Origin of the sequence: Afipia birgiae 34632 (assembly GCF_000308295.2) — a bacterium.
GTDB lineage: Bacteria > Pseudomonadota > Alphaproteobacteria > Rhizobiales > Xanthobacteraceae > Afipia > Afipia birgiae.
The window spans coordinates 560,175-583,838 of record NZ_HG326652.1; the positions used below are offsets into that span (position 1 = coordinate 560,175).

At 61.4% G+C, this 23,664-nt stretch carries 19 protein-coding genes, 1 tRNA gene and 1 pseudogene; 16 read left to right on the forward strand and 5 right to left on the reverse strand.

Going from position 1 to position 23,664, the window contains the following annotated elements; all coding sequences use genetic code 11:
• Positions 1-226: 226 nt before the first annotated feature.
• The 5 genes from BN32_RS02625 (at position 227) to BN32_RS02645 (ending at position 5,002) form a co-directional block, all read left to right on the forward strand.
• Positions 227-1,453 (forward strand): acyl-CoA dehydrogenase family protein, encoded by a 1,227-nt coding sequence (locus BN32_RS02625; protein ID WP_019196553.1) that lies wholly within the window; start codon positions 227-229, stop codon positions 1,451-1,453.
• 29 nt (positions 1,454-1,482) lie between these two features.
• The gene (locus tag BN32_RS02630; protein ID WP_019196554.1) at positions 1,483-2,544 is read left to right on the forward strand and encodes a phosphotransferase family protein; all 1,062 of its coding nucleotides are present in this window, start codon (positions 1,483-1,485) and stop codon (positions 2,542-2,544) included.
• A gap of 71 nt (positions 2,545-2,615) precedes the next feature.
• Entirely contained in the window at positions 2,616-3,401 is a 786-nt protein-coding gene (locus BN32_RS02635; RefSeq protein ID WP_019196555.1) for an SDR family NAD(P)-dependent oxidoreductase, read from the forward strand.
• A gap of 6 nt (positions 3,402-3,407) precedes the next feature.
• Positions 3,408-4,145 (forward strand): histidine phosphatase family protein, encoded by a 738-nt coding sequence (locus BN32_RS02640; protein ID WP_019196556.1) that lies wholly within the window; start codon positions 3,408-3,410, stop codon positions 4,143-4,145.
• An 89-nt stretch (positions 4,146-4,234) separates the two neighbouring features.
• Positions 4,235-5,002 carry an SDR family NAD(P)-dependent oxidoreductase gene (locus tag BN32_RS02645; protein ID WP_019196557.1) on the forward strand — a complete coding sequence of 256 codons (768 nt, stop codon included), beginning with the start codon at positions 4,235-4,237 and terminating at the stop codon, positions 5,000-5,002.
• 108 nt (positions 5,003-5,110) lie between these two features.
• Here BN32_RS02645 and BN32_RS02650 read toward each other — a convergent pair whose 3' ends face one another.
• Positions 5,111-6,328 carry a serine hydrolase domain-containing protein gene (locus tag BN32_RS02650; protein WP_040425883.1) on the reverse strand — a complete coding sequence of 406 codons (1,218 nt, stop codon included), beginning with the start codon at positions 6,326-6,328 and terminating at the stop codon, positions 5,111-5,113.
• A 183-nt stretch (positions 6,329-6,511) separates the two neighbouring features.
• Between BN32_RS02650 and BN32_RS02655 the strand changes: the two genes are divergently transcribed.
• Positions 6,512-6,937 (forward strand): PaaI family thioesterase, encoded by a 426-nt coding sequence (locus BN32_RS02655; protein ID WP_019196559.1) that lies wholly within the window; start codon positions 6,512-6,514, stop codon positions 6,935-6,937.
• 85 nt (positions 6,938-7,022) lie between these two features.
• Here the strand turns inward: BN32_RS02655 and BN32_RS02660 are convergent, their stop codons facing one another.
• Together BN32_RS02660 and BN32_RS02665 are read right to left on the reverse strand one after the other, a co-directional pair.
• Entirely contained in the window at positions 7,023-8,984 is a 1,962-nt protein-coding gene (locus BN32_RS02660) for a methyl-accepting chemotaxis protein (RefSeq protein ID WP_019196560.1), read from the reverse strand.
• Positions 8,985-9,184: 200 nt separating this feature from the next.
• Complete coding sequence (locus BN32_RS02665) at positions 9,185-10,852, reverse strand: sensor histidine kinase (RefSeq protein WP_040425884.1); 1,668 nt, start codon at positions 10,850-10,852, stop codon at positions 9,185-9,187.
• A 179-nt stretch (positions 10,853-11,031) separates the two neighbouring features.
• Here BN32_RS02665 and BN32_RS02670 point away from each other — a divergent pair.
• The 5 genes from BN32_RS02670 to rplA all read left to right on the forward strand — a co-directional run bounded on the left by BN32_RS02670 (position 11,032) and on the right by rplA (position 13,351).
• A tRNA-Trp gene (locus tag BN32_RS02670) sits at positions 11,032-11,107 on the forward strand.
• A gap of 242 nt (positions 11,108-11,349) precedes the next feature.
• Positions 11,350-11,544 (forward strand): preprotein translocase subunit SecE, encoded by a 195-nt coding sequence (gene secE / locus BN32_RS02675; RefSeq protein WP_040425885.1) that lies wholly within the window; start codon positions 11,350-11,352, stop codon positions 11,542-11,544.
• A 16-nt stretch (positions 11,545-11,560) separates the two neighbouring features.
• Entirely contained in the window at positions 11,561-12,091 is a 531-nt protein-coding gene (gene nusG / locus BN32_RS02680; protein WP_006021087.1) for a transcription termination/antitermination protein NusG, read from the forward strand.
• Between the two features lie 133 nt (positions 12,092-12,224).
• Positions 12,225-12,653, forward strand: coding sequence for a 50S ribosomal protein L11 (gene rplK / locus BN32_RS02685; RefSeq protein ID WP_019196563.1), 429 nt, complete (start codon positions 12,225-12,227; stop codon positions 12,651-12,653).
• 5 nt (positions 12,654-12,658) lie between these two features.
• A complete protein-coding gene (gene rplA / locus BN32_RS02690; protein WP_019196564.1) occupies positions 12,659-13,351 on the forward strand; it encodes a 50S ribosomal protein L1 in 693 nt (230 codons plus the stop codon).
• A gap of 61 nt (positions 13,352-13,412) precedes the next feature.
• Here the strand turns inward: rplA and BN32_RS02695 are convergent, their stop codons facing one another.
• The gene (locus tag BN32_RS02695; RefSeq protein ID WP_244438079.1) at positions 13,413-14,681 is read right to left on the reverse strand and encodes a YeeE/YedE family protein; all 1,269 of its coding nucleotides are present in this window, start codon (positions 14,679-14,681) and stop codon (positions 13,413-13,415) included.
• Positions 14,678-15,607, reverse strand: a complete 930-nt coding sequence (locus BN32_RS02700; protein WP_019196566.1) for a sulfurtransferase — start codon at positions 15,605-15,607, stop codon at positions 14,678-14,680. Before BN32_RS02700 ends, BN32_RS02695 begins: the two co-directional genes overlap by 4 nt.
• A gap of 287 nt (positions 15,608-15,894) precedes the next feature.
• Between BN32_RS02700 and BN32_RS02705 the strand changes: the two genes are divergently transcribed.
• From BN32_RS02705 to rpoB, 5 genes and pseudogenes are all read left to right on the forward strand, one after another.
• Complete coding sequence (locus BN32_RS02705) at positions 15,895-16,842, forward strand: 2-hydroxyacid dehydrogenase (RefSeq protein ID WP_040425383.1); 948 nt, start codon at positions 15,895-15,897, stop codon at positions 16,840-16,842.
• Positions 16,843-16,919: 77 nt separating this feature from the next.
• Positions 16,920-17,464, forward strand: a pseudogene (locus BN32_RS02710) (Isoquinoline 1-oxidoreductase subunit); the annotation flags it as partial.
• 619 nt (positions 17,465-18,083) lie between these two features.
• Positions 18,084-18,602, forward strand: coding sequence for a 50S ribosomal protein L10 (gene rplJ / locus BN32_RS02715; protein ID WP_040425888.1), 519 nt, complete (start codon positions 18,084-18,086; stop codon positions 18,600-18,602).
• A 52-nt stretch (positions 18,603-18,654) separates the two neighbouring features.
• Positions 18,655-19,032 (forward strand): 50S ribosomal protein L7/L12, encoded by a 378-nt coding sequence (rplL, locus tag BN32_RS02720; RefSeq protein WP_019196570.1) that lies wholly within the window; start codon positions 18,655-18,657, stop codon positions 19,030-19,032.
• A 405-nt stretch (positions 19,033-19,437) separates the two neighbouring features.
• Positions 19,438-23,568, forward strand: a complete 4,131-nt coding sequence (gene rpoB / locus BN32_RS02725; RefSeq protein ID WP_019196571.1) for a DNA-directed RNA polymerase subunit beta — start codon at positions 19,438-19,440, stop codon at positions 23,566-23,568.
• The last annotated feature ends 96 nt before the right edge of the window (positions 23,569-23,664 follow it).

Below are 23,664 nucleotides of genomic sequence, written 5' to 3' on the forward strand. Positions count from 1 at the left end.
GCGCGAAAGCTGTTTCGCGCTGCGAAACAAAATCATACATTTGTTTGATCGTCGCTTGCCATTCAAACAAATGTATGAAATCAACCTAGCAGCAAGAATGCTGCGCGGCAAGCCGTCGACGCTATGACGAGACAACGTCAACAAGGCTGACGTTGATTGTCGGGTGGACAGCCGGTCGCGAGTGTTGCAAGACCATCGACAACCAACAACAAGAGAGGACCGTTCTATGGATTTCACGATGTCTGATCGCCAGAATGAATGGCGCAACCGCGTTATCGCGTTCATGGACAAGCACGTTCGCCCGGCTGCTCCGACCTACAAGGAGCAGGATGCCAAGGGTGATCGCTGGAAGGTGATCCCGGTTCTCGAAGACCTGAAGAAAAAGGCGAAGGCCGAAGGCCTCTGGAACATGTTCATGCCGCCGAACGAGCATGAAGACGATGAATTCCGCGGTGCCGGCCTGACCAATCTCGAATATGCGCCGCTCTCAGAGCAGATGGGCCACTTCTATTGGGCCTCCGAAGTGTTCAACTGCTCGGCTCCGGACACCGGCAATATGGAAGTGTTCATGCGCTATGGCTCCAAGGAGCAAAAGCGCCAGTGGCTGAAGCCCCTGATGAACGGCGAAATCCGCTCGGCGTTCCTGATGACCGAGCCGGCGGTGGCGTCATCCGACGCGACCAATATCGAAACCAGCATCAAGCGCGACGGCGATCACTACGTCATCAACGGCCGCAAGTGGTGGTCGTCCGGCGCTGGCGATCCGCGCTGCAAGATCGCGATTCTGATGGGCAAGACCGACGTCAACGCGCCGCGCCATCAGCAGCAGTCGCAGATCCTCGTGCCGCTCGACACGCCCGGCATCACCATCGAGAAGATGCTGCCTGTGTTCGGCTTCGACGATGCGCCGCACGGTCATGCGCAGATCTTGCTTGAGAACGTGCGCGTGCCTGCCAGCAACATTCTGCTCGGCGAAGGACGTGGCTTCGAAATCGCGCAGGGCCGCCTCGGTCCAGGCCGTATCCATCACTGCATGCGCACCATCGGCGCCGCCGAAGCCGCGCTCGAGAAGATGGTCAAACGCCTGTCGTCGCGCACCGCCTTCGGCAAGAAGATCATCGAGCAGTCGGTGTGGGAACAGCGCATCGGCGAAGCGCGCACCAACATCGAAATGACCCGTCTGCTCTGCCTCAAGGCGGCGGACATGATGGACAAGGTCGGTAACAAGGCCGCGCAAACCGAAATCGCCATGATCAAGGTCGCAGCGCCGAATATCGCGCTCAAGATCATCGACGACGCGATCCAGGCATTCGGTGCGGCGGGCGTGTCCGACGAAGCCGGTCTGGCGAAATCCTACGCGGGCATCCGCACGCTGCGTCTGGCGGACGGTCCGGATGAAGTTCATAACCGCGCCATTGCACGGCTTGAGCTTCGGAAGTATTCCAATCAATAACTGAACTAATAAGAAGATTGGAAGACAGTATGGGTCTCGGTGTGAGAAACGACTCTGACTTCTCCGGCACAATGCCGGTGGAAGAGCGCCATCGTGTTGACGAAGCCAGTCTCGCCAAATGGATGGCGGCGCATGTCGAAGGCTACGCGGGTCCGCTCACGGTCTCGCAGTTCAAGGGCGGTCAGTCGAATCCGACATATCGCCTCGACACACCGAAGACCTCCTACGTGATGCGGCGTAAGCCGTTCGGCAAACTCTTGCCGTCGGCTCACGCCGTGGACCGTGAATTCAAGGTGATCGCGGCGCTGCACGCGCAGGGCTTTCCGGTGGCGCGTGCCTATGCGCTCTGCATGGATGACGCCGTGATCGGCGCGGCCTTCTACATCATGTCGATGGAAGAGGGGCGCGTGTTCTGGAATCCGACGCTGCCGAGTCTCGAGCCCAAGGAACGTCACGCGGTCTTCACGTCGAAGATCGAGACGCTGGCGAAGCTGCACAGCTACGATCCGGAGAAGATCGGGCTGGGTGACTTCGGCAAGCCCGGCAATTATTTCGCACGTCAGGTCGATCGCTGGACCAAGCAGTATCGCGCGTCCGAGACCGATCCGATCCCGGAGATGGATCGCCTGATCGAATGGCTGCCGAAGACTGTGCCGCACCAGGCGCGTGTTTCGGTTGTTCATGGCGACTATCGCCTCGACAACATGATTTTCCATGCGGACAAGCCTCTGGTGAAAGCCGTGCTGGACTGGGAGTTGTCCACGCTCGGTGATCCGATGGCCGACTTCGCCTATCTGCTCATGCAGTGGACGATGCCGGGACTCGATGGCGCTGATTTCAGGGCGCTCAACATTCCGACAATGGACGAGGCGGAGGCCATTTATTGCAAGGCGGCGGGCGTTCCGCCGATTGCGGACCTCAACTGGTATTTCTCCTACAACCTGTTCCGGCTCGCCGGCATTGTGCAGGGAATCGCCAAGCGAATCGTGGATGGCACTGCAGCGAATGCAAAGGCGCAGGAATCCGCCTCTCGCCGCATCCCGCTGGCGCAGGCGGCCTGGGTTTACGCTCAGAAGGCCGGCGCGAGCTAACTCACAAACAAATCTGGCTGAGACGCGCGGCAGCGCGTGTCCGCTTAATTCAACACAATCTGGAGAACATCATGGGTCGCCTCGAGGGCAAGTCCGTCATCATCACCGGCGCGGGCAGCGGTATCGGCCGCGCGGCATCGCTGATGTTCACGAAGGAAGGCGCGAAGCTGATCGCGGTCGACAAGACCGAAGGCGTCAACGAAACCGTCGAGCAGGTGCGCAAGGCTGGCGGCACCGCTGAAGCCGTGATGGCCGATGCTGGTTCCGAGAATGACGTGAAGGCTTTCATCGCCAAGGCAATCTCGGCTTACGGCAAGCTCGATGTAATCTGGGCCAATGCCGGCATTGGCGGTGGTCTGATCCCGCTGGCGGAGCAGACGCCCGAGCATTGGCAGGAAGTTTTGCGCGTCAACCTGATCGGGCCTTTCCTCGCGGTGAAGCACTCCATTCCGCACATGGTGAAGCAGGGCCATGGCGCCATCGTCTGCACCGCGTCGGTTGCGGGCCTGAAGGCCAACGCCAGCGGTCATCCCTATGCCGCGAGCAAGGCGGGCGTGATCAGCCTCGTGCAGACCACAGCCTATTCGCTCTCGGGCACCAACGTTCGGATCAACGCGGTGTGCCCCGGATTGATCGAGACCGGCATGACCAAGCCGATTTTCGATGGCGCGAAGGTGCGCGGCACCGAAAACAAGATCGGCCAGCTCAATCCGCTCAAGCGTCCGGGCCAGCCGCACGAACTCGCGGCGATGGGTCTGTTCCTCGCCAGCGACGAAGCGTCCTACGTCAACGGGCAGGCGTTCCCGGTCGATGGCGGTTTGACCGCGTCGATGCCGTACGCCGGCAAGCCGATCTGATCGCAAATGTCGAATTCTTCCGCCAAGCCGTTCGTTGCGCAGCATGCCATCCCCGTGGGCGTGACATCGACGCGCTGGTGGTGGGTACGTCATGCCCCGGTGCGCGAGGATGGCGGCAACATCTACGGTCAGTCCGACATCGGTTGCGATTGCAGCGACAGCATCGTGTTCGCGGGCGTTGCGAAATTCCTGCCGCGAGAGGCTGTCTGGTTTTCCAGCAATCTGAAGCGTACGCACCAGACCGCCGCGGCAATCTGGGCCGCGGGATTGCCGAAGCCCGATCAGATGCATCAGGACAAGGCATTCGCCGAGCAGGATCTCGGCGAGTGGCAGGGCATGAATCGCGCCGCGTTCTTTGCGGCGCGTCCGGCGTCGATCGCGAGCTACTGGTTCGCACCCGCGCATGAGCGCGCGCCGGGCGGCGAGAGCTTCAACGATCTGTCGGATAGGACGGTGAGCGGTATCCGGCGCATCAATGCCGCGCACGCGGGCAAGGACATTGTCTGTGTGTCGCACGGCGGTCCGATCAAGGCGGCGATTGCGCACGCGCTCGGACTCGAGGCGGGTGCGGGATTCGCTTTCACCATCGACAACTGCTCGGTGACGCGGCTGGATTATCTGGCGAGCGATAGCCATAGCGGCTGGCGGGTGCCGATGATCAACCAGCAGCCCTGGATCGCCAGCCACGCGCATGATGCCATGCATCAGCCCGCCGGCCCGGAAGTCACCAACAAACTCGGATAGGGCACGATCCCGAAGAAGATTTTCGGAAGAGATCGCGCCCATGACAATGTAACAGCGGCGCCGCCGCGGATATCGCAGGAGAGAAACGCATGACCTTGTTCGACATGACCGGAAAAACGGCCGTCATCACCGGCTCCACCAAGGGCATCGGCCGCGCCATTGCCGAGCGGATGGTCGAGCACGGCGCGCAGGTCGTCATTTCATCGCGCAAGCAGGATCAGTGCGATCAGGTGGCGAAGGAAATCAACGACAAGTTCGGCAAGGGCAAGGCGATCGCGGTCGCAGCGAACATCTCGAGCAAGGAAAATCTCCAGAACCTGGTCGATGAAAGCACGCGCGCTTTCGGCAAGATCGATGTGCTGGTCTGCAACGCAGCGTCGAATCCGTATTACGGGCCGCTCGCGGGCATTTCCGACGATCAGTTCACCAAGATTCTCGGCAACAATATCGTCGCCAACAACTGGCTCATCAGCATGGTGGTGCCGCAGATGATCGCGCGCAAGGATGGCTCGATCATCATCGTCTCATCCATCGGCGGTCTGAAGGGCTCGACCATTCTCGGTGCCTACGCGATCTCGAAGGCGGCCGACATGCAACTCGCGCGCAACCTGGCCTGCGAGTACGGCCCGCACAACGTGCGCGTCAATTGCATTGCGCCCGGCCTGATCAAGACCGATTTCGCCAAGGCGCTGTGGGATAATCCGGATAACCTGAAGGCATCCACCGCGCGCTCGCCGCTGCTGCGCATTGGCATTCCCGATGAAATCGCAGGTGCTGCGGTGTTCATGGGATCGGCGGCCGGTAACTTCATGACCGGGCAGACGGTCGTCATCGACGGCGGCGCGACGATCAGCTGATCGTCAACTCGTTATTCCGGGACGCGCGAAAGTGCGAACCCGGAATCTGGCCTGACGACTTTGGATTCCGGGCTCAGCCCTGCGGGCTGCCCCGGAATGACGGGCTGTTTACTCCACGGCGGCATAGACGAGGCTGCGCACCAGCGTGCGGAAATACTCACGCTGGCCGGGGCCCTGCGACAGGAAGATCGCAAACAGATCTTCCTGCGGGTCGATCCAGAAGAATGTGCCCGCCACGCCGCTCCAGAAGAACTGTCCGACGGAGCCCGCGTAGGGCGCCATGCCCGCATCGGTGCGCACCGCGAAACCCAGACCGAAACCGTGACCCGGCGGCACCAGGTGCGACTCGACCTTGACGTTTGCTGCGAGGTGGTTGGACGCCATGAAGGCGAGCGTTGTGCGCCCGATCACGCGGTTGCCGTCGAGCGTGCCGCCGTTCAGCAGCATCTGGCAGAAGCGCGCATAGTCCATCGCGGTTGAGACCAGCCCGCCGCCGCCGGATTCCATCTTCGCGACTTCCAGCGGATCGAACAGTGCGACCTTGTCGCCGGTCCACGGATCGGCGGAGAAGGGCTGCGCAATGCGTGACTTGTTGTCCTGCGCGGTGTGAAAACCAGTCTCGTTCATCTGAAGCGGGTTGAGGATGCGCTCGCTCAGGAAGGCGCTCAGCGGCTCGCCGGACACCACTTCAATGACGCGGCCCAGAATGTCCGTGGAGCGGCTGTAGTTCCATTCCGTGCCCGGCTGGCACATCAGCGGCATGCTGGCGATCAGCTTCGCGTGTTCTTCATTGGTAATGTCTCGGCGGAAAGTCTTTGCCTTTGCGTACATCCGCTGGACCATGCCAGCACCGGTGATCTCGTATGAGATGCCCGAGGTGTGACGCAGCAGGTCCTGAATCGTGATCGGATGCACCGGCAGCGCGAATTCCAGCGCCCCGTTGCGCTCGATGCCGACTTTCTGGCTGCTGAATTCAGGGATGTATTTCGCGAGCGGATCGTTGAGCAGGATGTGACCGTCCTCGACCAGCATCATGATGCCGAGCGACACCAGCGGCTTGGTCATCGAGAAGATGCGGAAGATGCTGTCGGTCGCCATCGCCGTGCTGCCGGCGGGGTCCTGCTTGCCCTGCGCCTCGAACCAGCCGATCTGTCCGCGCCGCGCCACCATCGACACCACGCCGGGCGTCGTGCCCTTGTCGATTTCGCGCTGGAATGCGTCGCGCATCCGCTGCAGACGTAGCGCGGAAAGGCCGATCGTCTCCGGCTTGGCTGAGGGAAGGGCTGGAGTTGCCTTGGCGGCGCTTGGCGTGGCGTGGACGTTCATATTGCCTCCGGTTTTTTCTTGTTTCGCGCAATTGCCGGACATGGTTGAACCGGCGTCGTCGCGGGGCAGATTGGTACAAAAATCCCCGGTTGAACAGGGCGGTGGGTGCGAAACCCTCAAGGCAGGCCAAGGGGCGAGCAATTGCTTGACGAGTTTAATAATGATGTCGAGGCAGGCAGCTTTATGACTGACGCAGGCGCCAGGAAACTGGCGAAAGACGGCTGGACGATCGTCGAGGACGACGGATTTCTCAATCTGGTGGGGCCGTTCTGGCATCGCGGTAACAATACAACAGGCGAATACGCCATCGTCGCGCAGGCCAAGCACAAGAACCGGCGGGGTTTCGTTCAGGGCGGATTGCTGATGACCTTGGCGGACCGTTCGCTCGGCATGGCCGCGCGCGCGGGAAGCGGGTCCAGCGCCGTTGTCACGATCCAGATGGATACGCACTTCATCGATGCGGCCAGGATCGGGGAAATCCTGATCTCGACGCCGCGCGCGGTGCGCAGCACGCGCACGCTGATTTTCCTGAATACCGAACTGACGGCGGACGGCCGCTGCGTTGTGATGGCGAGCGGCGTGTTCAAGATCATGAAGGGCGCGGGCTGACCGATCACAGAGCCTCGCCGATGGAACGAAAAAGCCGCCCCACCAGGGTGGAGCGGCTTCAAGTCACCGTCGAACTGCGGCCGAATTAAGCGGCGCGCACCTCGCGCAGGAAGGCATCAACTTGCGCTTTCAGCGTTTCGCCGTTCATGGACAACTCGGCGGCCGATGCGACGACCTGATCGGCCGCTATGCCGGTTTCCCGCGCCGCATCGCGGACGCCGACGATGTTCGCCGAAACCTCGCCAGTGCCGCGCGCGGCCTGGGCGACGTTGTGAGCGATCTCGCGGGTGGCCGCGCCTTGCTCCTCGACCGCGGATGCAATGGCGCTGGCGATCTCGTTGACCTTGCTGATGGTGTGGGTAATTCCATCAATGGCCTCGGCGGACGTCTTTGTGGCGGACTGGATGGCGCCGACCTGCGCTGAGATTTCGTCGGTCGCCTTCGACGTCTGGCTTGCCAGCGCCTTCACTTCGGATGCGACGACGGCAAATCCCCGTCCGGCCTCGCCCGCGCGTGCGGCTTCAATGGTTGCGTTGAGCGCGAGCAGGTTGGTCTGTTCGGCGATCTCGCTGATCAGTTTCACCACGTCGCCGATCTTCTGGGCGGCCATTGCCAATCCCTGAACTTCCGCGTTGGTGTTGTTCGCCTGCCTGGCGGCGTGACCGGCGACTTGCGCGGATTCATTGACCTGCTGGGCAATTTCGTTGATCGATGCGTTGAGTTCCTCAATCGCGGCAGCAACGGCCTGGGCATTCTGCGATGCTTCTTCCGAAGCATCGGCGACCGTTGCAGTCTGTTGCGTGGCTTCTTCGGCCGTGCGTGCCATGTTTTCGGCAGTGCTGCGCAACTCCGTCGATGCCGCGCCCACTGCATTCACGACGCTGCCGACGCCGGTTTCGAACCGTTCCGCGAGGGCGAGCACGGTGCTGCGGCGTTCGGCCTCCGAGGCGACACGCTGCTCTTCCTGTGCCGCGCGCAGCCGGTCGGTTTCGACCAGGCTGTCCTTGAACACCTCCACCGCGCGCGCCATCGAGCCGATTTCGTCGCGGCGATCTCCGCCGGGCACAACGACATCGTGCTTGCCCGAGGTGATCGAGCGCATCGCGCCTTCAAGCGCAACAATCGGGCGTGCCAGTCCGCGACCGACCCAGGCGGCGATCAGGCCGGCGATCAGGACGGCGGCAATTGCACCTGCTGCGAGCCATTTGGCGGAGTTGGAGGCGAGTTCCCCATATTCCCTGGTGTTACGGATGATCTCGACCACGGCGACAGGTTGGCCGGAGAAGTTCTTGAGCGGGCCGAAGGTCGTTGCGGTCGGCTGGCCGTCGAGCATCCCGGTGAGGAAGATCGATTCACCGGCCAGCGCGCGCTTGAGAATGGCGGGCGCTGCGGTTGCGCCCTTGATCGTGGATGCCAAGGTCTGGATCTTATCGTCGTTGATCTGATGGATGGCGACATCGACCCCAAAGCGGGCTTTCATCGAATTCACGAAAGTCTCGCCAAAGGGCGCGCCGACATCGACCGTGCCCAGCAGGGTCTCGCCGTCGAGAATCGGGGTTGCGCCGAAGATGTTGAGAACGTCGCGGCCGGCCTCGACACCGCCGATCGGTTTTTTCGTTGCGAACGACTGAACAATCATCTTGCGCCGGGCGGTTACATCGTCGCCAAAGGCTTTCGGATTGTGAACCCGGGAGAGAGCGATGCCGGGTGGTATCTGGATTGTGATCAATTCGATGCCGAGCGGTTTGATGTCATTCAGCGTCTTTCCGAGCAGTGCGATGATTCCCGCCCGGTCCTGTGCGCGGATCAGAGGCTTGAGTTCCGGCATGTTTGCCACCGCGTTCGCCACCGCCTGCACGGCGCGTGTATCGGACTCCATGGCGCCGATCATGTTCGCGTAATCGGATTGCAACTCGCGATGGAGGGCCAGATCGACTGCTGTGTTTTGCCGCCAGAGGCCGAACGCAGCGAGGCCGGCGCAGGAGGCGGCTGCCACCAGTGAAATTGCGATCATAATCCTGGCAGAAACCGACCAAAGCTTGCGCATCGTATCTCCAAAAAATCCCGAGCCATCACAGAAAATATGTTGGCGACAACTTAGGAATATTGAATCAACATGGGGTTAAGGGAGGTACTGCGGGCCGGTCTGCGTGCTCTCCATCATGCGATTGTTCGTCAGGCAGACATTGAGAGTCGGCGGGCCTCTTTGGGGGGACCGATTGTGCGCTTCAGCCGCGGTTCGAACGTCTAGCTCCTCGGCTCCATGACCGGCGCAATCATGCTCAGATGAAAGACGAGCCCTGAGGGCGGATAGCGGAAACTGCAGTCGCCGCCAAGCTGCCGGCTGAGATTCAAAATCAGCCGGGTGCCGAAACCTTCTTCCGCGGGAGGCGTGATCGCCGGTCCGCCACTCTCGCTCCATATCAGACTAACCGTGGTGCCCGCTTCCGAGGGCTGCGCCGTCCAGCCGATGGTGACGCGGCCGCTGTCGTTCGCCAGCGCGCCGTACTTCATTGCGTTGGTGCAAAGCTCGTGCAGGATCATGGCCATTGGCACGGCCGTTGTCGGCGGCAGGTCCACCGGCGGTCCCGAAATCACGAAACGATGCCCGCGTTCTTCTTGCAGCGGCGCGATCGCGGCCTCCGCGACTTCAGACAAATCCGCGTGCTGCCAGTTCTTCCGGGTCAGGAGATCGTGGCCGCGCACCAGCGCCTGCAAGCGTTCGTGGAACTGGCGCAGGGCTTCCGGCCCCTGACTATGGCGAAAGCTTAAGGACGCGATCGATTGTACGGTGGCGAGGGTGTTCTTGACGCGGTGGGCGAGCTCGTGAACGAGAATCTCGCGGCGCTCCTCGGCAGTGGCGCGCTGTTCCTCCCGCATTGCGTTTTCATCCATCAGCCGGTCGAAGGTCTGCCCGAGCACGCCGATTTCGTCGCTGCGGCCCACGATGCCGGTGCGGACTGTATCGTGACCGCGCCGCCAGGCTTCGGCCGTCGCCACCATGCGCATCAATGGTCTGCGGATGATGCTCTCGCCGACGAGCCAGGCCAGCAGGAACGCCACCGCGCTTCCCAGGGCGAACAGCGCGATGCTGTTGCGGACGGCGCGATCGATCGGTCCGAACGCTTCGCTGCGCGAGATGCCGCTGGCGACGTAAAGTCCAAACGGGGTCACGGAGGCGGGGACATAGCCGATGATACGCTGAACGCCGTCGACGCCGACGATGTCCTCGCTTCCGGGGGCCGACCTGCTGATTCTGCCGAGACTGTCGTCGAGTTTCTTGCCGACAAATTTCTCGGGCTCCGGTTCGCGTGAGACCACGATGCCGTTGCGGTCGGCGATCAGGACGGTTCCGCCACGCGGCACGCCGCGCTGCTTCAGCTGCTGTCCCAGCCATTCAACATCGAGACCGGCGACAACCGCGCCTTCGATTTTTCCGTTCCGGAGAATCGGGGTCGCCAGCGGAATGATGTTACGGTCGGACACCTTGCTGGCGGTGAATGTCCCGATCGCGAAGCTCTTGCCGCCCATGACGTCGCGGAAGTACTCGCGGGTCGCAAGATTGGGCGACGCGAGGCTTGGCTCGCTGAAGCAGCGGATGTTGCCGTCCAGCCCGACCACAAGGATGGACGTCAGCGGAGCGATATTGGGGCGCACACGGACGATGTAGTCGGTGCATGCGGTGCTGTTGAGCCGGCTGACTTCATCCGACTCGGCAACGGCGCGGAGCGCGCCGCGGATACCGTCGAAAATCTGCTCGATTTCGGAAACGACCACCTGTGCATTACGCAAGGCCTCGGACCGGGCTTCGCCATAACGGGTGTTGCGCAGGTCAAACGCGCCATAACTGACCGCAGCGAGACCGGGCAGGGACGCAACGAGGGTGAGCGCCAGCAGCCGGTGGGTGAGTGACATGCGGCGTATGGCATTGCGAAGCGGCAAACCGTTTGTTTCCCCACCGGTTGAGCTTTTCTTGAATGTACGCGGCGGGCCGGATGGCGGCAATTGCCACAGGCCGGGTTCCTTCACAGGCTAAATTCACGAGAAGGGGGCGTGGACGTCGCGAAAATGGTTCGCTATAGAGGCGACTCTGTAGGAGCGTAGCTCAGTTGGTAGAGCATCGGTCTCCAAAACCGAGGGTCGCAGGTTCGAGCCCTGCCGCTCCTGCCAGTTTCTGGCCCAATATCCGTACCTTGACCTGAAGCCCGTCCCACAGTAGATAACGGCACCTGCTGTCGGCCCGTTTTGACGGATATCCGGCGCGGCATTGAAATCCCCGGACAATCGAGCCCGCTTGGCGGCTCATCCTTCTAAAGAGGGTTGGGCGCACGAGAGGGCTGTCCGGATTCCGGAAATAACTGAAATCACGCCTGGAAACGACGTTCCCGGCACTACGGATGCGGACCCCGACGATGGCTTTCAGCCCGTTCAAATTCCTGCAGGAAGTGCGCTCGGAGACCGCCAAGGTCACCTGGCCGACCCGCCGCGAGACCATGATCACCACGATCATGGTGTTCATTATGGTCGCGGTGTCCTCGATCTTCTTTTTCGTCGCGGACCAGATCATTCGCGTCCTGATCACTTTCATTCTTGGCATTCAGGCCTGAGCGCGGAACCGAAACAATGAGCATGCGCTGGTACATCGTTCACGCCTATTCGAACTTCGAGAAGAAGGTCTCCGAATCCATTCGCGAGCAGGCCAAGCAGCGTGGACTGGAAGATCTGTTCGAGCAGGTGCTGGTGCCGACCGAGAAAGTCACGGAAGTGCGCCGCGGCCGCAAGATCGACGCAGAGCGCAAGTTCTTCCCGGGTTACGTGCTGGTGAAGATGAACCTCACCGACGAGGCCTTTCACCTTATCAAGAACACGCCCAAGGTGACGGGCTTCCTCGGCGCGGAAAACAAGCCGATGCCGATTTCGGAAGCCGAAGCCATGCGCATCCTGCATCAGGTGCAGGAAGGCGTGGAGCGGCCGAAGGCGTCGGTGTCGTTCGAGATCGGCGAGAACGTGCGCGTGGCCGATGGCCCGTTCGCGTCGTTCTCTGGTGTGGTCGAGGAAATCGACGAGGCGCGTTCGCGCGTGAAGGTCGCGGTGTCGATCTTCGGGCGTGCGACGCCGGTCGAACTGGAATTCGGTCAGGTCGAGAAGGTCTGATCGTTTTCGCCGTCACGATGTGACGGCGGTGAGAATGCCGTGGGAGGAGACAGCCGGTCGCCAGCCGCCTGTCGGACCGCACCACGGTCCTAAGAAGGTCCGGAATGGTCCGGATCGTTTGAAGGAGTAAAGTATGGCTAAGAAAGTGACCGGATACCTGAAGCTTCAGGTGCCGGCCGGTGCGGCGAACCCGTCGCCACCGATCGGTCCCGCGCTTGGTCAGCGCGGCCTCAACATCATGGAATTCTGCAAGGCGTTCAACGCGCAGACGCAGAAGGAAGAAAAGAACACCCCGATCCCGGTGGTCATCACCATTTATGCGGACCGGTCGTTCACGTTTGAAATGAAGACCCCGCCGATGTCCTACTTCTTGAAGCAGGCGGCGAAGATCCAGTCCGGCTCGAAAGCACCGGGCCGCGATGTCGCAGGCAAGGTGACCCAAGCGCAGGTGCGCGAGATCGCCGAAAAGAAGATGAAGGATCTCAACTGTGACACCGTCGAAGCGGCCATGAAGATGGTCGAGGGCTCTGCCCGTTCGATGGGTCTCCAGGTAGCGGGGTAACGATCATGGCTGTTGGCAAGAAACTGGTCAAAGCCCGTGAGGGGATCGACCGCGAAAAGCTCTACCCGATCACTGACGCCATTAAGATGGTCAAGGAACGCGCTTCGGCGAAGTTTGACGAAACCATCGAGATTGCGATCAACCTCGGTGTTGATCCGCGTCACGCCGACCAGATGGTCCGTGGCGTGGTGACCCTGCCGAACGGCACCGGCCGCACGCTGCGCGTCGGCGTGTTCGCGCGTGGCGCCAAGGCTGAGGAAGCCAAGGCTGCAGGCGCTGACGTTGTCGGTGCTGAAGACCTGGTTGAGAAGGTGCAGGGCGGTGCGATCGATTTCGATCGTTGTATCGCAACTCCTGACATGATGCCGCTGGTCGGTCGTCTCGGTAAGGTACTCGGCCCGCGCGGCATGATGCCGAACCCGAAGATCGGCACCGTCACCATGGACATCGCCAACGCGGTCAAGGGCGCCAAGGGCGGCTCGGTCGAGTTCCGCGTCGAGAAGGCCGGCATTATTCAGGCTGGCATCGGCAAGGCCTCGTTCTCGGAAGAGAAGCTCGTTGAGAACATCAAGGCGCTGGCCGACGCTGTCGTGAAGGCGAAGCCTGCGGGTTCCAAGGGCACTTACGTTCAGCGCATCGCCGTCTCGTCGACGATGGGTCCGGGCGTCAAGGTCGAGCCGGGCAGCCTCAATTCCTGATCGGCAACGGCTTGAATGATTTGAAGGCGGAGCAGCGTAGAGCTGCTCCGCCTTTTTCTTTTCACGATGGCCGGGGGAGGAGACCTGCGCGCCGTCCGACGGACAGGGTGATCGCGATCCCGGCGAAGACTACTGCCGCGAACACCCAGCCGGACAGCGCTCCGGCCATGATGCCTGACAGAAGCGTTCCCACGGTACATCCCAGGCCGGTCATGGCGCCCCAGCCCAGCATGAGGCCGCCGATGAGACCGCGCACGATCTGCCCACGGCTTGGCCACGCCGGCGTGAACTGTCCCGCGGCCAAGGCGGCTGCAAAAGATGCTGCAACAAGAGCCAGGACAAATGCGCCGTTGCGTGACAGCAGCACGTCTCCAACCACGCTGATGCATCCTCGCAGTGTATCGAGTCCTTCGAGGCGCGAGGGCGCGACGCCGAGAGTTGAGGCCGCCTGCCGCGCGCGGTTGCCGATCTCGGCGGTGACGCCTAGCGGCGCTACGCGGAAGTAAGCAAAGGTGCCGAGCATTCCGATGATCGCTCCACCGATCCATGCGGGCCAGCGCTTCGTCAAAAGTGCTTCCGGCAGATCGCGCGCGGGAGTGGAAGGTGAATCTATTGGCCGCGATGTTCGCGACAGAGCCCATGCGATGAGTGTTAGCAGTGCGATTGCTGCGAGAAGGGCGCCGGCATAGCCGAGCCATCGCGGCAACCATATCACGGGCGCACCAGAAATCGTGGACAGATAGATATCATTCCATGTCGCAAAGCCGAGCATGAAGCCGCCGACGGTTCCGAGAAGTGCAAAGGGTGCAGTCGGCGATCCTTCGCCGAGCCGATACAGATGCGCGCTCACGCATGATCCGGAGAGAGCCATGCCTGCTCCGAAAGCCAGACCGGCGGCGATGAGAGCGACACTCACGGGACCGATGAATGCGTCAGGCGGCAACCGTCCTGTCGTGGCATCCGGCAACCACGCGCCGAAAATCAGCGTGTAGCCGACGATGCCCGTGGCCAGCGCGACCAGCAACCCGAAGAGACCTCGCGGATCGCCGTCGTCGTACCACTCGCGGAACATGCAGAAAAAGCAAAAGCGCGAACGTTGCAGCACGACGCCGAACACTGCGCCGAACACCAGCGACAGCGCCGGCGCAGCATGGCCCTGACCGTGCAGCACGTACGCACCCACAGCCAGCGCGACGAGAACGGCACCGGCAACGGCGATATGCGGACGCTGCCATTGAAACGGCAAAGACGCCGGATCGATGCCCGGCGTCTTCAACTGTTCTCCCGGAGACGACAGACGCGCCTCCGGGATGACATCGTGTTGCGTCACTTCACGCCCCAGACGGTCCCTGCGGTGTTGACGACCGGCAGGCCGACCGAGTTGCCGTATTCGGTCCACGAGCCGTCGTAGTTCTTCACGTCATAGCCAAGGATCTTGGTGAGCAGGAACCAGGTGTGGCTGGAGCGCTCGCCGATCCGGCAGTAGGTGATGATTGGCTTGGAGCCGTCGATACCGGCTTCCGCATAAAGCTTCTTTAGATCTTCCTTCGACTTGAAGGTGCCATCCTCGGCGACAGCCTTGCCCCACGCCACGTTGATCGCGCCCGGCACATGGCCCGCGCGCACGCTCAGTTCCTGCGAACCGGGAGGCGCGAAGATCTTGCCGCTGTATTCATCCGGGGAGCGGATATCGACGATCACCGCGTTCTTGGACTTGGAGGCTTCGACCACGTCCGCGAGTCTTGCGCGCAGCTTGGTGTTGGCCGCGGAAATCTTCACGTTGCCGGACTGCACTGAGGCTGCCTTGGTGTCGTAGGGGCGCTTGTCGGCTTCCCACTTCTTGCGGCCGCCGTCGAGCAGCTTGACGTTCTTCACGCCATAAACGTCGAACACCCACGCGCCCCAGGCGGCGAACCAATTATTGTTGTCGCCGTAAAGCACGACGGTGGAATCGTCGTTGATACCAAGCTTCTTCACCAGCGCCTGAAAACTCTCCGGCTTGGCGATGTCGCGCTCCAGCTTGTCGACGAGATCGGTGGTCCAGACGACGTTCTGCGCGCCAGGAATATGCCCGCGCTCGTACAGGCCTGGCTCGACGCTGACTTCGATGATGCGAAGTTTGGGATCGTTCAAGTTCTTTTCGAGCCATTCGCCGGTAACCAGCGGACCGCCGCCCTGAGCTGTGGCCGGCCCGGCGAACGCGGCGATGCTCACGGCGAGCGCAAATGCCGGTGCCAGTATCGATTTGAGTTTCATCTTGAAATTCCTTGCACATTATCGAGGTAGCGAGACACGAAGCGGATGCGCTTCGCACGCAACGCAATGAGCAGTGCAGGCGGCAGATCGATCGTCAATGGTGCCTCCAGACGCATAAAAACGCTCTTCTCGCTAACGTCAGTGGCGTCGAATAAACTCTTTCTTTTCGCCTCTCTTCTTCGAACGTCATTCTTTCACGTGACAACTGGTCACAGGGCGATGTAAGCCCGCTGCGACGCTCCGAGGGGACTCGCCGGGCGCGCCCTGCGAGACACGAGCGACAGACAATGCCTCACCAAGTTCTGATCTATTCGCGGTTTCCCAAAGCGCAGATGGTGCGCATCGGCGAGTGCTACGAATTGCTCGACGGCAAGGGCCGGCCGCCGATCGAGACTTTCCTCGCCGAACAGCTCAAGCCGATCCGCGCCATGATCACAGCAGGCGGACAGGCGATTCCGCCGGCGGTTCTGGACTCGCTGCCGTCGCTGGGCGCGATCATCTGCTATGGCACCGGATATGACGGCGTCGATTTTACGGAAACCGCGCGGCGCAAGATTGCCGTCGGCAACAGTCCGGCCGCGAACGCGGCGTCGGTCGCCGATCTTGCGATGACACTGATGCTGGCGACGACGCGACGCCTGCTGCCTGCGGATGATTACGTGCGCAGCGGTGGATGGTCCGGCGCCAAACCGTCACCATCCATGCGTCCGCCGCTCGGCATGACCGGTCGGAAGATTGGAATCTACGGCATGGGCGAGATCGGCCGCAAGATTGCGGCGCGTTGCGCGGCGTTCGAAACCGAGGTTGCTTACCACAGCCGCAGCAGGCACGACGTCCCGTATGCGTATCACGCCAGTCTCGCCGCATTGGCCGAATGGTCCGACATTCTCATGGTGGCGGTGCGCGCAGGCGCTGACACGCAGCATGCGATCGATGTAGATATTTTGAAGAAGCTCGGGCCTCAGGGCACCATCGTCAACATTTCGCGCGGCTCGGTGATCGATCAGGTGGCTTTGGTCTCGGCGCTCGAAAACAATGTCATCGCGGGGGCGGGCCTTGATGTGTACGCGAAAGAGCCGCACGCGCCGGATGCGCTGACGAAGTTTCCCAATGTTGTGCTTTCACCGCACATCGGCGGTCACACTGTCGAGGCTCACATCGCCATGCAGGATTGCGTAATGGCCAATCTCGATGCCTTCTTTTCGGGCAGGCCGTTGCGCTATCCGGTGACGTGAGTCCGGAAAAATAAAACTGTCATCTGCATTGCGAGGCTTCGTTCCGCGCGCTGACAAAAATATTCATCGCTGCGACGCTCAAGCTGAAGCCGGTGTCGGCCTTCGACGACATCAAGAACAAGAACGAGCGCGCTGTCGCACTGTTCGAGGAGGCCGGCAAGGTGATCATGTCGCCGCGCTGCATGAACTGTCACCCTGCGACGGAGCGCCCGACGCAGACCAACAAGATGACTCCGCATCAGCCGCTGGTGGTGCGGGGTGAGGGCGGCATGGGGGTAGCGGGCGGTCTCGCCTGCAGCACCTGTCACCACGAAGCGAACTTCGATCCCGCCGGCGTGCCGGGTCATCCGCAGTGGCATCTCGCGCCGCGGGAGATGGCGTGGCAGGGCAAATCGCTCGGCCAGATCTGCGAGCAGATCAAAGATCCGAAGCGCAACGACGGCAGGGACATGGCCGCGCTTGTGAAGTATATGGCCGAGGACAGTCTGGTGGGCTGGGCCTGGTCGCCGGGCGCCAACCGGACTCCGGCACCGGAAGCCAGAAGGAGTTCGGCGACCTGATCAAGGCATGGACCGCAGCCGGGGCTGCTTGTCCGAAAATCATAGCGAATACAAGAGGTTGAACTTAGAACCCCAGTTCGTTATGCTTCGGACAGCTTTGCTGCTGGGCGCAAGTGCGCGGCTTCTGGCCCGGAAAATGCTTTGGGAACTCAGAATCCCCTTGGCAACGCGAACCTGACCCGTTAAACATTCGTTTCCGGGCGTGCTGGCTGTCGCTGGCGCGTCCGTGCTCGCTTTCCGAAAATCAAACCAATAGGAGTCCATTCCTCGTCGATCATTCCGCATGGATTGCTCACAGGAACGGAAAGCCGTTGTTTTGACTGACGAAAATGAGCCGGGGCTGTCTCAGGTGTCAAAGCCGGAGAAAGCTCCATCCTGTCCAAGACTGCAGGTGCCTGGCCTGATCCCTCGTGGAAACGGCTTCGCTTAATCTCCTGCACAGACGGGTGAAAACCGGATTTCGTGACCCACCCCCGATTCGGCGGTGGCTGCGGATTTGGTTCGAACCTCGACACCTCGTTCCGGTGAGCCGCAAGGCAGGCCAGGGCGAGAGGGCAGGCTTCCGAAATGTCGTCGTGCCCGACGTGTTGAGAGATGAATGTCTCGAGGCTAGCGGGCAGGACGATCGGTGCAACCCGGCGGTTCTGTCTCAAGCGGACCGCCAACCGGAAAGAGCTTGCTGTGGAACGAGCGGCAAAAAAAGAGGCGGTCGAAACGCTGAACGGGGTCTTCAAGACCACGGGCGTTGCGGTCGTTGCTCATTATTCCGGCCTGACCGTTGCTCAGATGCAGACTCTGCGGACGCAGATGAAGCAGGCTGGCGCCTCGGTGAAGGTCTCGAAGAACCGTCTCGCCAAAATTGCTCTGGAAGGCACGGATGTTGTTTCCATCGGTTCCCTGTTGAAGGGGCCGACCGTGATCGCGACTTCAAACGATCCGGTAGCAGCACCGAAAGTTGCCATCGAATTCGCCAAGGCGAACGAAAAGTTCGTCATCCTTGGTGGCGCGATGGGAACAACTGTCCTGAATCCCGACGCTGTGAAGGCGCTTGCCTCGCTGCCGTCGCTTGATGAACTGCGCGCGAAGATCCTCGGCCTCCTTGTGGCGCCGGCGACCAAGATCGCTCAGCTCTCCACCGCGCCTGCTGCGAAGCTGGCCCGCGTGGTTCAGGCTTATGCCTCTAAGGGTGAAGCGGCGTGACGCCATTCTCCATCTCAACTGGTTCGAACTGATACGCTGAAGGAAAGTTAAAATGGCTGATTTGCAAAAGATCGTGGACGACCTCTCGAGCCTCACGGTTCTCGAGGCTGCCGAACTCGCGAAGCTTCTCGAAGAGAAGTGGGGCGTTTCGGCTGCTGCCGCTGTTGCGGTTGCTGCTCCTGCCGCTGGCGGCGGTGGCGCTGCTGCTGCTGAAGAAAAGACCGACTTCACCGTCGTTCTCGCTTCGGCTGGCGACAAGAAGATCGAAGTCATCAAGGAAGTCCGCGCCATCACCGGCCTGGGCCTCAAGGAAGCCAAGGACCTCGTCGAAGGCGCGCCGAAGCCCGTCAAGGACGGCGTTGCCAAGGACGAAGCCGAGAAGATCAAGGCTCAGCTCGAGAAGGCTGGCGCCAAGGTCGAACTCAAGTAAGCCGATACGTCTTGGCCGGTCCTTCGGGGCCGGCCGGACACTTTAATGTGTGACGGTTCGATGATTGAACCCCTCGAATCGCCGCGATTGCCGCCTACATAGGCGGAGGCACGAAAGGACGGATCGCCCTTTGAAACCCGGAACGAGTTCAAGGCGGGACGTCGGGAGACGAGATATTTCGGGCTTTAACAAGCCGTAGGATTTGTTTGACGGGCAGGGCGCCACCAGCGCCCCGCGCGTCATTTTGCGTCTTGAGATTCGGATCGGGAAAAGCCCGCCGCCAGAAGCTCGGATGCCGCGAGGCCCAGGCAGGTTGTTTGGGCAATTTGAAATTCAACCCGGGGGCGGTGCCCATCGCACTCCGGAAGATGCCGCCAGTCAAGGGCGGCGAAATGAGAGGCCACGATGGCGCAGTCGCAGCAAACTTTTACCGGTCGCAAACGCGTTCGTAAGTTTTTCGGACACATCAAGGAAGTTGCCGAGATGCCGAACCTCATCGAGGTTCAGAAGGCATCGTACGACCAGTTCCTGATGGTCGATGAACCCACCGGCGGGCGGCTGGACGAAGGCTTGCAGGCGGTGTTCCGCTCGGTGTTCCCGATCAACGATTTCTCGGGCACCTCGCAGCTCGAGTTCGTCCGCTACGAATTCGAACAGCCGAAGTATGACGTCGACGAGTGCCGCCAGCGCGGCATGACGTTCGCTGCGCCGCTGAAGGTGACGCTGCGCCTCATCGTGTTCGATATCGACGAAGAAACCGGCGCCAAGTCCGTCAAGGACATCAAGGAGCAGGACGTCTACATGGGCGACATTCCGCTCATGACGATGAACGGCACCTTCGTGGTCAACGGCACCGAGCGTGTTATCGTCTCGCAGATGCACCGTTCGCCGGGCGTGTTCTTCGATCACGACAAGGGCAAGACCCATTCGTCGGGCAAGCTGCTGTTTGCCGCGCGCGTGATTCCGTATCGCGGTTCGTGGCTCGACATCGAGTTCGACGCCAAGGACATCGTGTTCGCCCGTATCGACCGGCGCCGCAAGATTCCGGTGACGTCGCTGATGTTCGCTCTCGGTCTCGACGGCGAAGAAATCCTGTCCACGTTCTACAAGAAGATCCAGTACAAGCGGATCAAGGAAGGCTGGCGCGTACCGTTCGTCGCCGACCGTTTCCGCGGCTATTCGACGATCAACGATCTGATCGACGCCGACAGCGGCAAGGTTGTGCTCGAAGCCGGCAAGAAGCTGACCGTGCGCACCGCGCGCCAGCTCCAGGAAAAGGGCCTCAAGGCGCTGCGTTTCTCCGACGATGAACTCGTAGGCAACTATCTCGCGGAAGATCTCGTGAACCCGAAGACCGGCGAAATCCACGCCGAGGCCGGAGAGGAAATCACCGAGAAGCTGCTGAAGGCGCTGAACGAGCAGGGCTACAAGGAACTGCCGCTGCTCGACATCGACCACGTCAACATCGGTCCCTACATCCGCAACACGCTGAACGCTGACAAGAACATGACGCGTGAAGACGCGCTGTTCGACATCTATCGCGTGATGCGTCCGGGTGAACCGCCGACGATCGACTCCGCGCAGGCCATGTTCCAGTCGCTGTTCTTCGACTCGGAGCGCTACGACCTTTCGGCCGTCGGCCGCGTGAAGATGAACATGCGTCTCGAGCTCGACGCGCCGGACACCATGCGCACGCTGCGCAAGGAAGACATTCTGGCCGTTATCAAGACGCTGGTTGATCTGCGCGACGGCAAGGGCGAAATCGACGACATCGACCACCTCGGCAACCGCCGTGTGCGTTCGGTCGGCGAGTTGATGGAGAATCAGTACCGCATCGGTCTGTTGCGCATGGAGCGCGCGATTAAGGAGCGCATGTCGTCGGTCGATATCGACACCGTCATGCCGCAGGACCTGATCAACGCAAAACCTGCCGCCGCCGCCGTGCGCGAGTTCTTTGGCTCGTCGCAGCTGTCGCAGTTCATGGACCAGACCAATCCGCTGTCGGAAATCACCCACAAGCGCCGCCTCTCGGCGCTTGGACCGGGCGGTCTGACGCGCGAACGCGCGGGCTTCGAAGTCCGCGACGTGCATCCGACGCACTACGGCCGCATCTGCCCGATCGAGACGCCGGAAGGCCCGAACATCGGTCTGATCAACTCGCTCGCGACTTTCGCGCGCGTGAACAAGTACGGCTTCGTGGAAACGCCTTACCGCAAGGTGAAGGATGGCCGCGTGACCGACGACGTGGTCTATCTCTCCGCGATGGAAGAGGGCCGCTACCGCGTCGCTCAGGCGAACGTGCCGCTCGATAACAAGGGCCGCTTCACCGACGATCTGGTGATCTGCCGCCACGCCGGCGAAGTTCTGCAGATCACGCCGGACAAGGTCGACTACATGGACGTGTCGCCGAAGCAGCTCGTTTCGGTTGCCGCGGCGCTGATCCCGTTCCTTGAGAACGACGACGCCAACCGCGCGCTGATGGGCTCGAACATGCAGCGTCAGGCCGTGCCTCTGGTGCGCGCCGAAGCTCCGTTCGTCGGCACCGGCATGGAAGGCGTCGTGGCGCGCGACTCGGGCGCTGCGATCGCAGCCCGCCGCACCGGCGTAATCGACCAGATTGACGCGACGCGTATTGTTATCCGCGCGACGGAAGATCTCGATCCGACCAAGTCGGGCGTCGATATCTACCGCCTGATGAAGTACCAGCGCTCGAACCAGTCGACCTGCATCAACCAGCGTCCGCTGGTGAAGGTGGGCGATCAGGTCAAGAAGGGCGACATCATCGCTGACGGTCCGTCGACCGATCTCGGCGAACTCGCGCTCGGCCGCAACGTGCTCGTCGCGTTCATGCCGTGGAATGGCTACAACTTCGAAGACTCGATCCTGCTTTCCGAGCGGATCGTGAAGGACGACGTCTTTACCTCGATCCACATCGAGGAATTCGAAGTCATGGCCCGTGACACCAAGCTCGGACCTGAGGAAATTACGCGCGACATTCCGAACGTTTCGGAAGAAGCGCTGAAGAACCTCGACGAAGCCGGCATCGTGTACATCGGCGCGGAAGTCCGCGCCGGCGACATCCTGTGCGGCAAGATCACCCCGAAGGGCGAAAGCCCGATGACGCCGGAAGAAAAGCTCCTGCGCGCCATCTTCGGTGAGAAGGCGTCCGACGTTCGCGACACCTCGCTGCGCGTGCCTCCGGGCGTGCAGGGCACGATCGTGGAAGTCCGCGTGTTCAACCGTCACGGCGTCGACAAGGACGAACGCGCTCTGGCGATCGAGCGGGAAGAGATCGAGCGTCTCGCCAAGGACCGCGACGACGAACAGGCCATTCTCGACCGTAACGTCTACGGCCGTCTCGCTGAGCTGCTTGAAAACCGTCAGGGCATTGCTGGCCCGAAGGGCTTCAAGAAGGACACCAAGATCACCCGTGCGGTGCTCGAGGAATATCCGAAGTCGCAGTGGTGGCAGTTCGCGTCGCCGAACGACAAGCTGATGGCTGAAATCGAAGCCATGCGGAAGCAGTACGACGAATCGAAGAAGGGCCTTGAACAGCGCTTCCTCGACAAGGTCGAGAAGCTGCAGCGCGGCGACGAATTGCCTCCGGGCGTGATGAAGATGGTCAAGGTCTTCGTTGCGGTGAAGCGCAAGATTCAGCCGGGCGACAAGATGGCTGGACGTCACGGCAACAAGGGCGTGGTGTCGAAGATCGTGCCGATCGAAGACATGCCGTTCCTTGAAGACGGAACGCATGCGGACATCGTGCTCAATCCGCTCGGCGTGCCTTCGCGCATGAACGTCGGCCAGATTCTCGAAACGCATCTCGGCTGGGCCTGTGCGGGCCTCGGCAAGCGGATCGGGCAGGCGGTCGATGCCTACTACGGTCACGGCAAGTCGGACATCAAGCCGCTCAAGGAGACTTTGAAGAAGGTCTACGGCGACGATGAGGTCATCAAGACGCTGAACGATACCGAGTTGATGGAGCTTGGCCGCAACCTGCGCGCTGGCGTTCCGATCGCGACTCCGGTGTTCGACGGCGCCAAGGAGGCCGACATCGAGCAGATGCTCGAACTGGCCGGCATGAACAAGTCGGGTCAGTCGACGGTCTATGACGGACGAACGGGTGACCAGTTCGATCGTAACGTGACGGTGGGCTACATCTATATGCTCAAGCTGCACCACCTCGTGGACGACAAGATCCACGCGCGTTCGATCGGTCCTTACTCGCTCGTCACCCAGCAGCCGCTGGGCGGCAAGGCGCAGTTCGGCGGACAGCGTTTCGGCGAAATGGAAGTGTGGGCGCTCGAGGCTTACGGCGCGGCGTACACGCTCCAGGAAATGCTGACCGTGAAGTCGGACGACGTGGCCGGCCGTACCAAGGTGTACGAGGCTATCGTGCGCGGCGACGACACGTTCGAAGCCGGTATTCCGGAATCGTTCAACGTGCTGGTCAAGGAAATGCGCTCGCTCGGCCTTAACGTCGACCTGCACAATTCCAAGCTGGGTCCGACGACCACGTCCGAGGCGGCCGAGTAGTCAAGATTTCATGCCCGGCCTTCAGGCCGGGCATCCGCGCCTTACTGAACGTCGGGCAGGGCGCGAGACGCGATAAGAATTTCGAATTTGCTGCCG

Coding starts and splice junctions, on each gene's coding strand:
- BN32_RS02625 (WP_019196553.1), top strand. CDS start 227: ATGGATTTCACGATGTCTGATCGCCAGAATGAATGGCGCAACCGCGTT.
- rpoB (WP_019196571.1), top strand. CDS start 19,438: ATGGCGCAGTCGCAGCAAACTTTTACCGGTCGCAAACGCGTTCGTAAG.
- nusG (WP_006021087.1), top strand. CDS start 11,561: ATGAGCATGCGCTGGTACATCGTTCACGCCTATTCGAACTTCGAGAAG.
- BN32_RS02665 (WP_040425884.1), bottom strand. CDS start 10,852: ATGTCACTCACCCACCGGCTGCTGGCGCTCACCCTCGTTGCGTCCCTG.
- BN32_RS02700 (WP_019196566.1), bottom strand. CDS start 15,607: ATGAAACTCAAATCGATACTGGCACCGGCATTTGCGCTCGCCGTGAGC.
- rplK (WP_019196563.1), top strand. CDS start 12,225: ATGGCTAAGAAAGTGACCGGATACCTGAAGCTTCAGGTGCCGGCCGGT.
- BN32_RS02645 (WP_019196557.1), top strand. CDS start 4,235: ATGACCTTGTTCGACATGACCGGAAAAACGGCCGTCATCACCGGCTCC.
- BN32_RS02660 (WP_019196560.1), bottom strand. CDS start 8,984: ATGCGCAAGCTTTGGTCGGTTTCTGCCAGGATTATGATCGCAATTTCA.
- BN32_RS02635 (WP_019196555.1), top strand. CDS start 2,616: ATGGGTCGCCTCGAGGGCAAGTCCGTCATCATCACCGGCGCGGGCAGC.
- rplA (WP_019196564.1), top strand. CDS start 12,659: ATGGCTGTTGGCAAGAAACTGGTCAAAGCCCGTGAGGGGATCGACCGC.
- secE (WP_040425885.1), top strand. CDS start 11,350: ATGGCTTTCAGCCCGTTCAAATTCCTGCAGGAAGTGCGCTCGGAGACC.
- BN32_RS02650 (WP_040425883.1), bottom strand. CDS start 6,328: ATGAACGTCCACGCCACGCCAAGCGCCGCCAAGGCAACTCCAGCCCTT.
- BN32_RS02705 (WP_040425383.1), top strand. CDS start 15,895: ATGCCTCACCAAGTTCTGATCTATTCGCGGTTTCCCAAAGCGCAGATG.
- BN32_RS02655 (WP_019196559.1), top strand. CDS start 6,512: ATGACTGACGCAGGCGCCAGGAAACTGGCGAAAGACGGCTGGACGATC.
- BN32_RS02640 (WP_019196556.1), top strand. CDS start 3,408: ATGTCGAATTCTTCCGCCAAGCCGTTCGTTGCGCAGCATGCCATCCCC.
- BN32_RS02630 (WP_019196554.1), top strand. CDS start 1,483: ATGGGTCTCGGTGTGAGAAACGACTCTGACTTCTCCGGCACAATGCCG.
- rplL (WP_019196570.1), top strand. CDS start 18,655: ATGGCTGATTTGCAAAAGATCGTGGACGACCTCTCGAGCCTCACGGTT.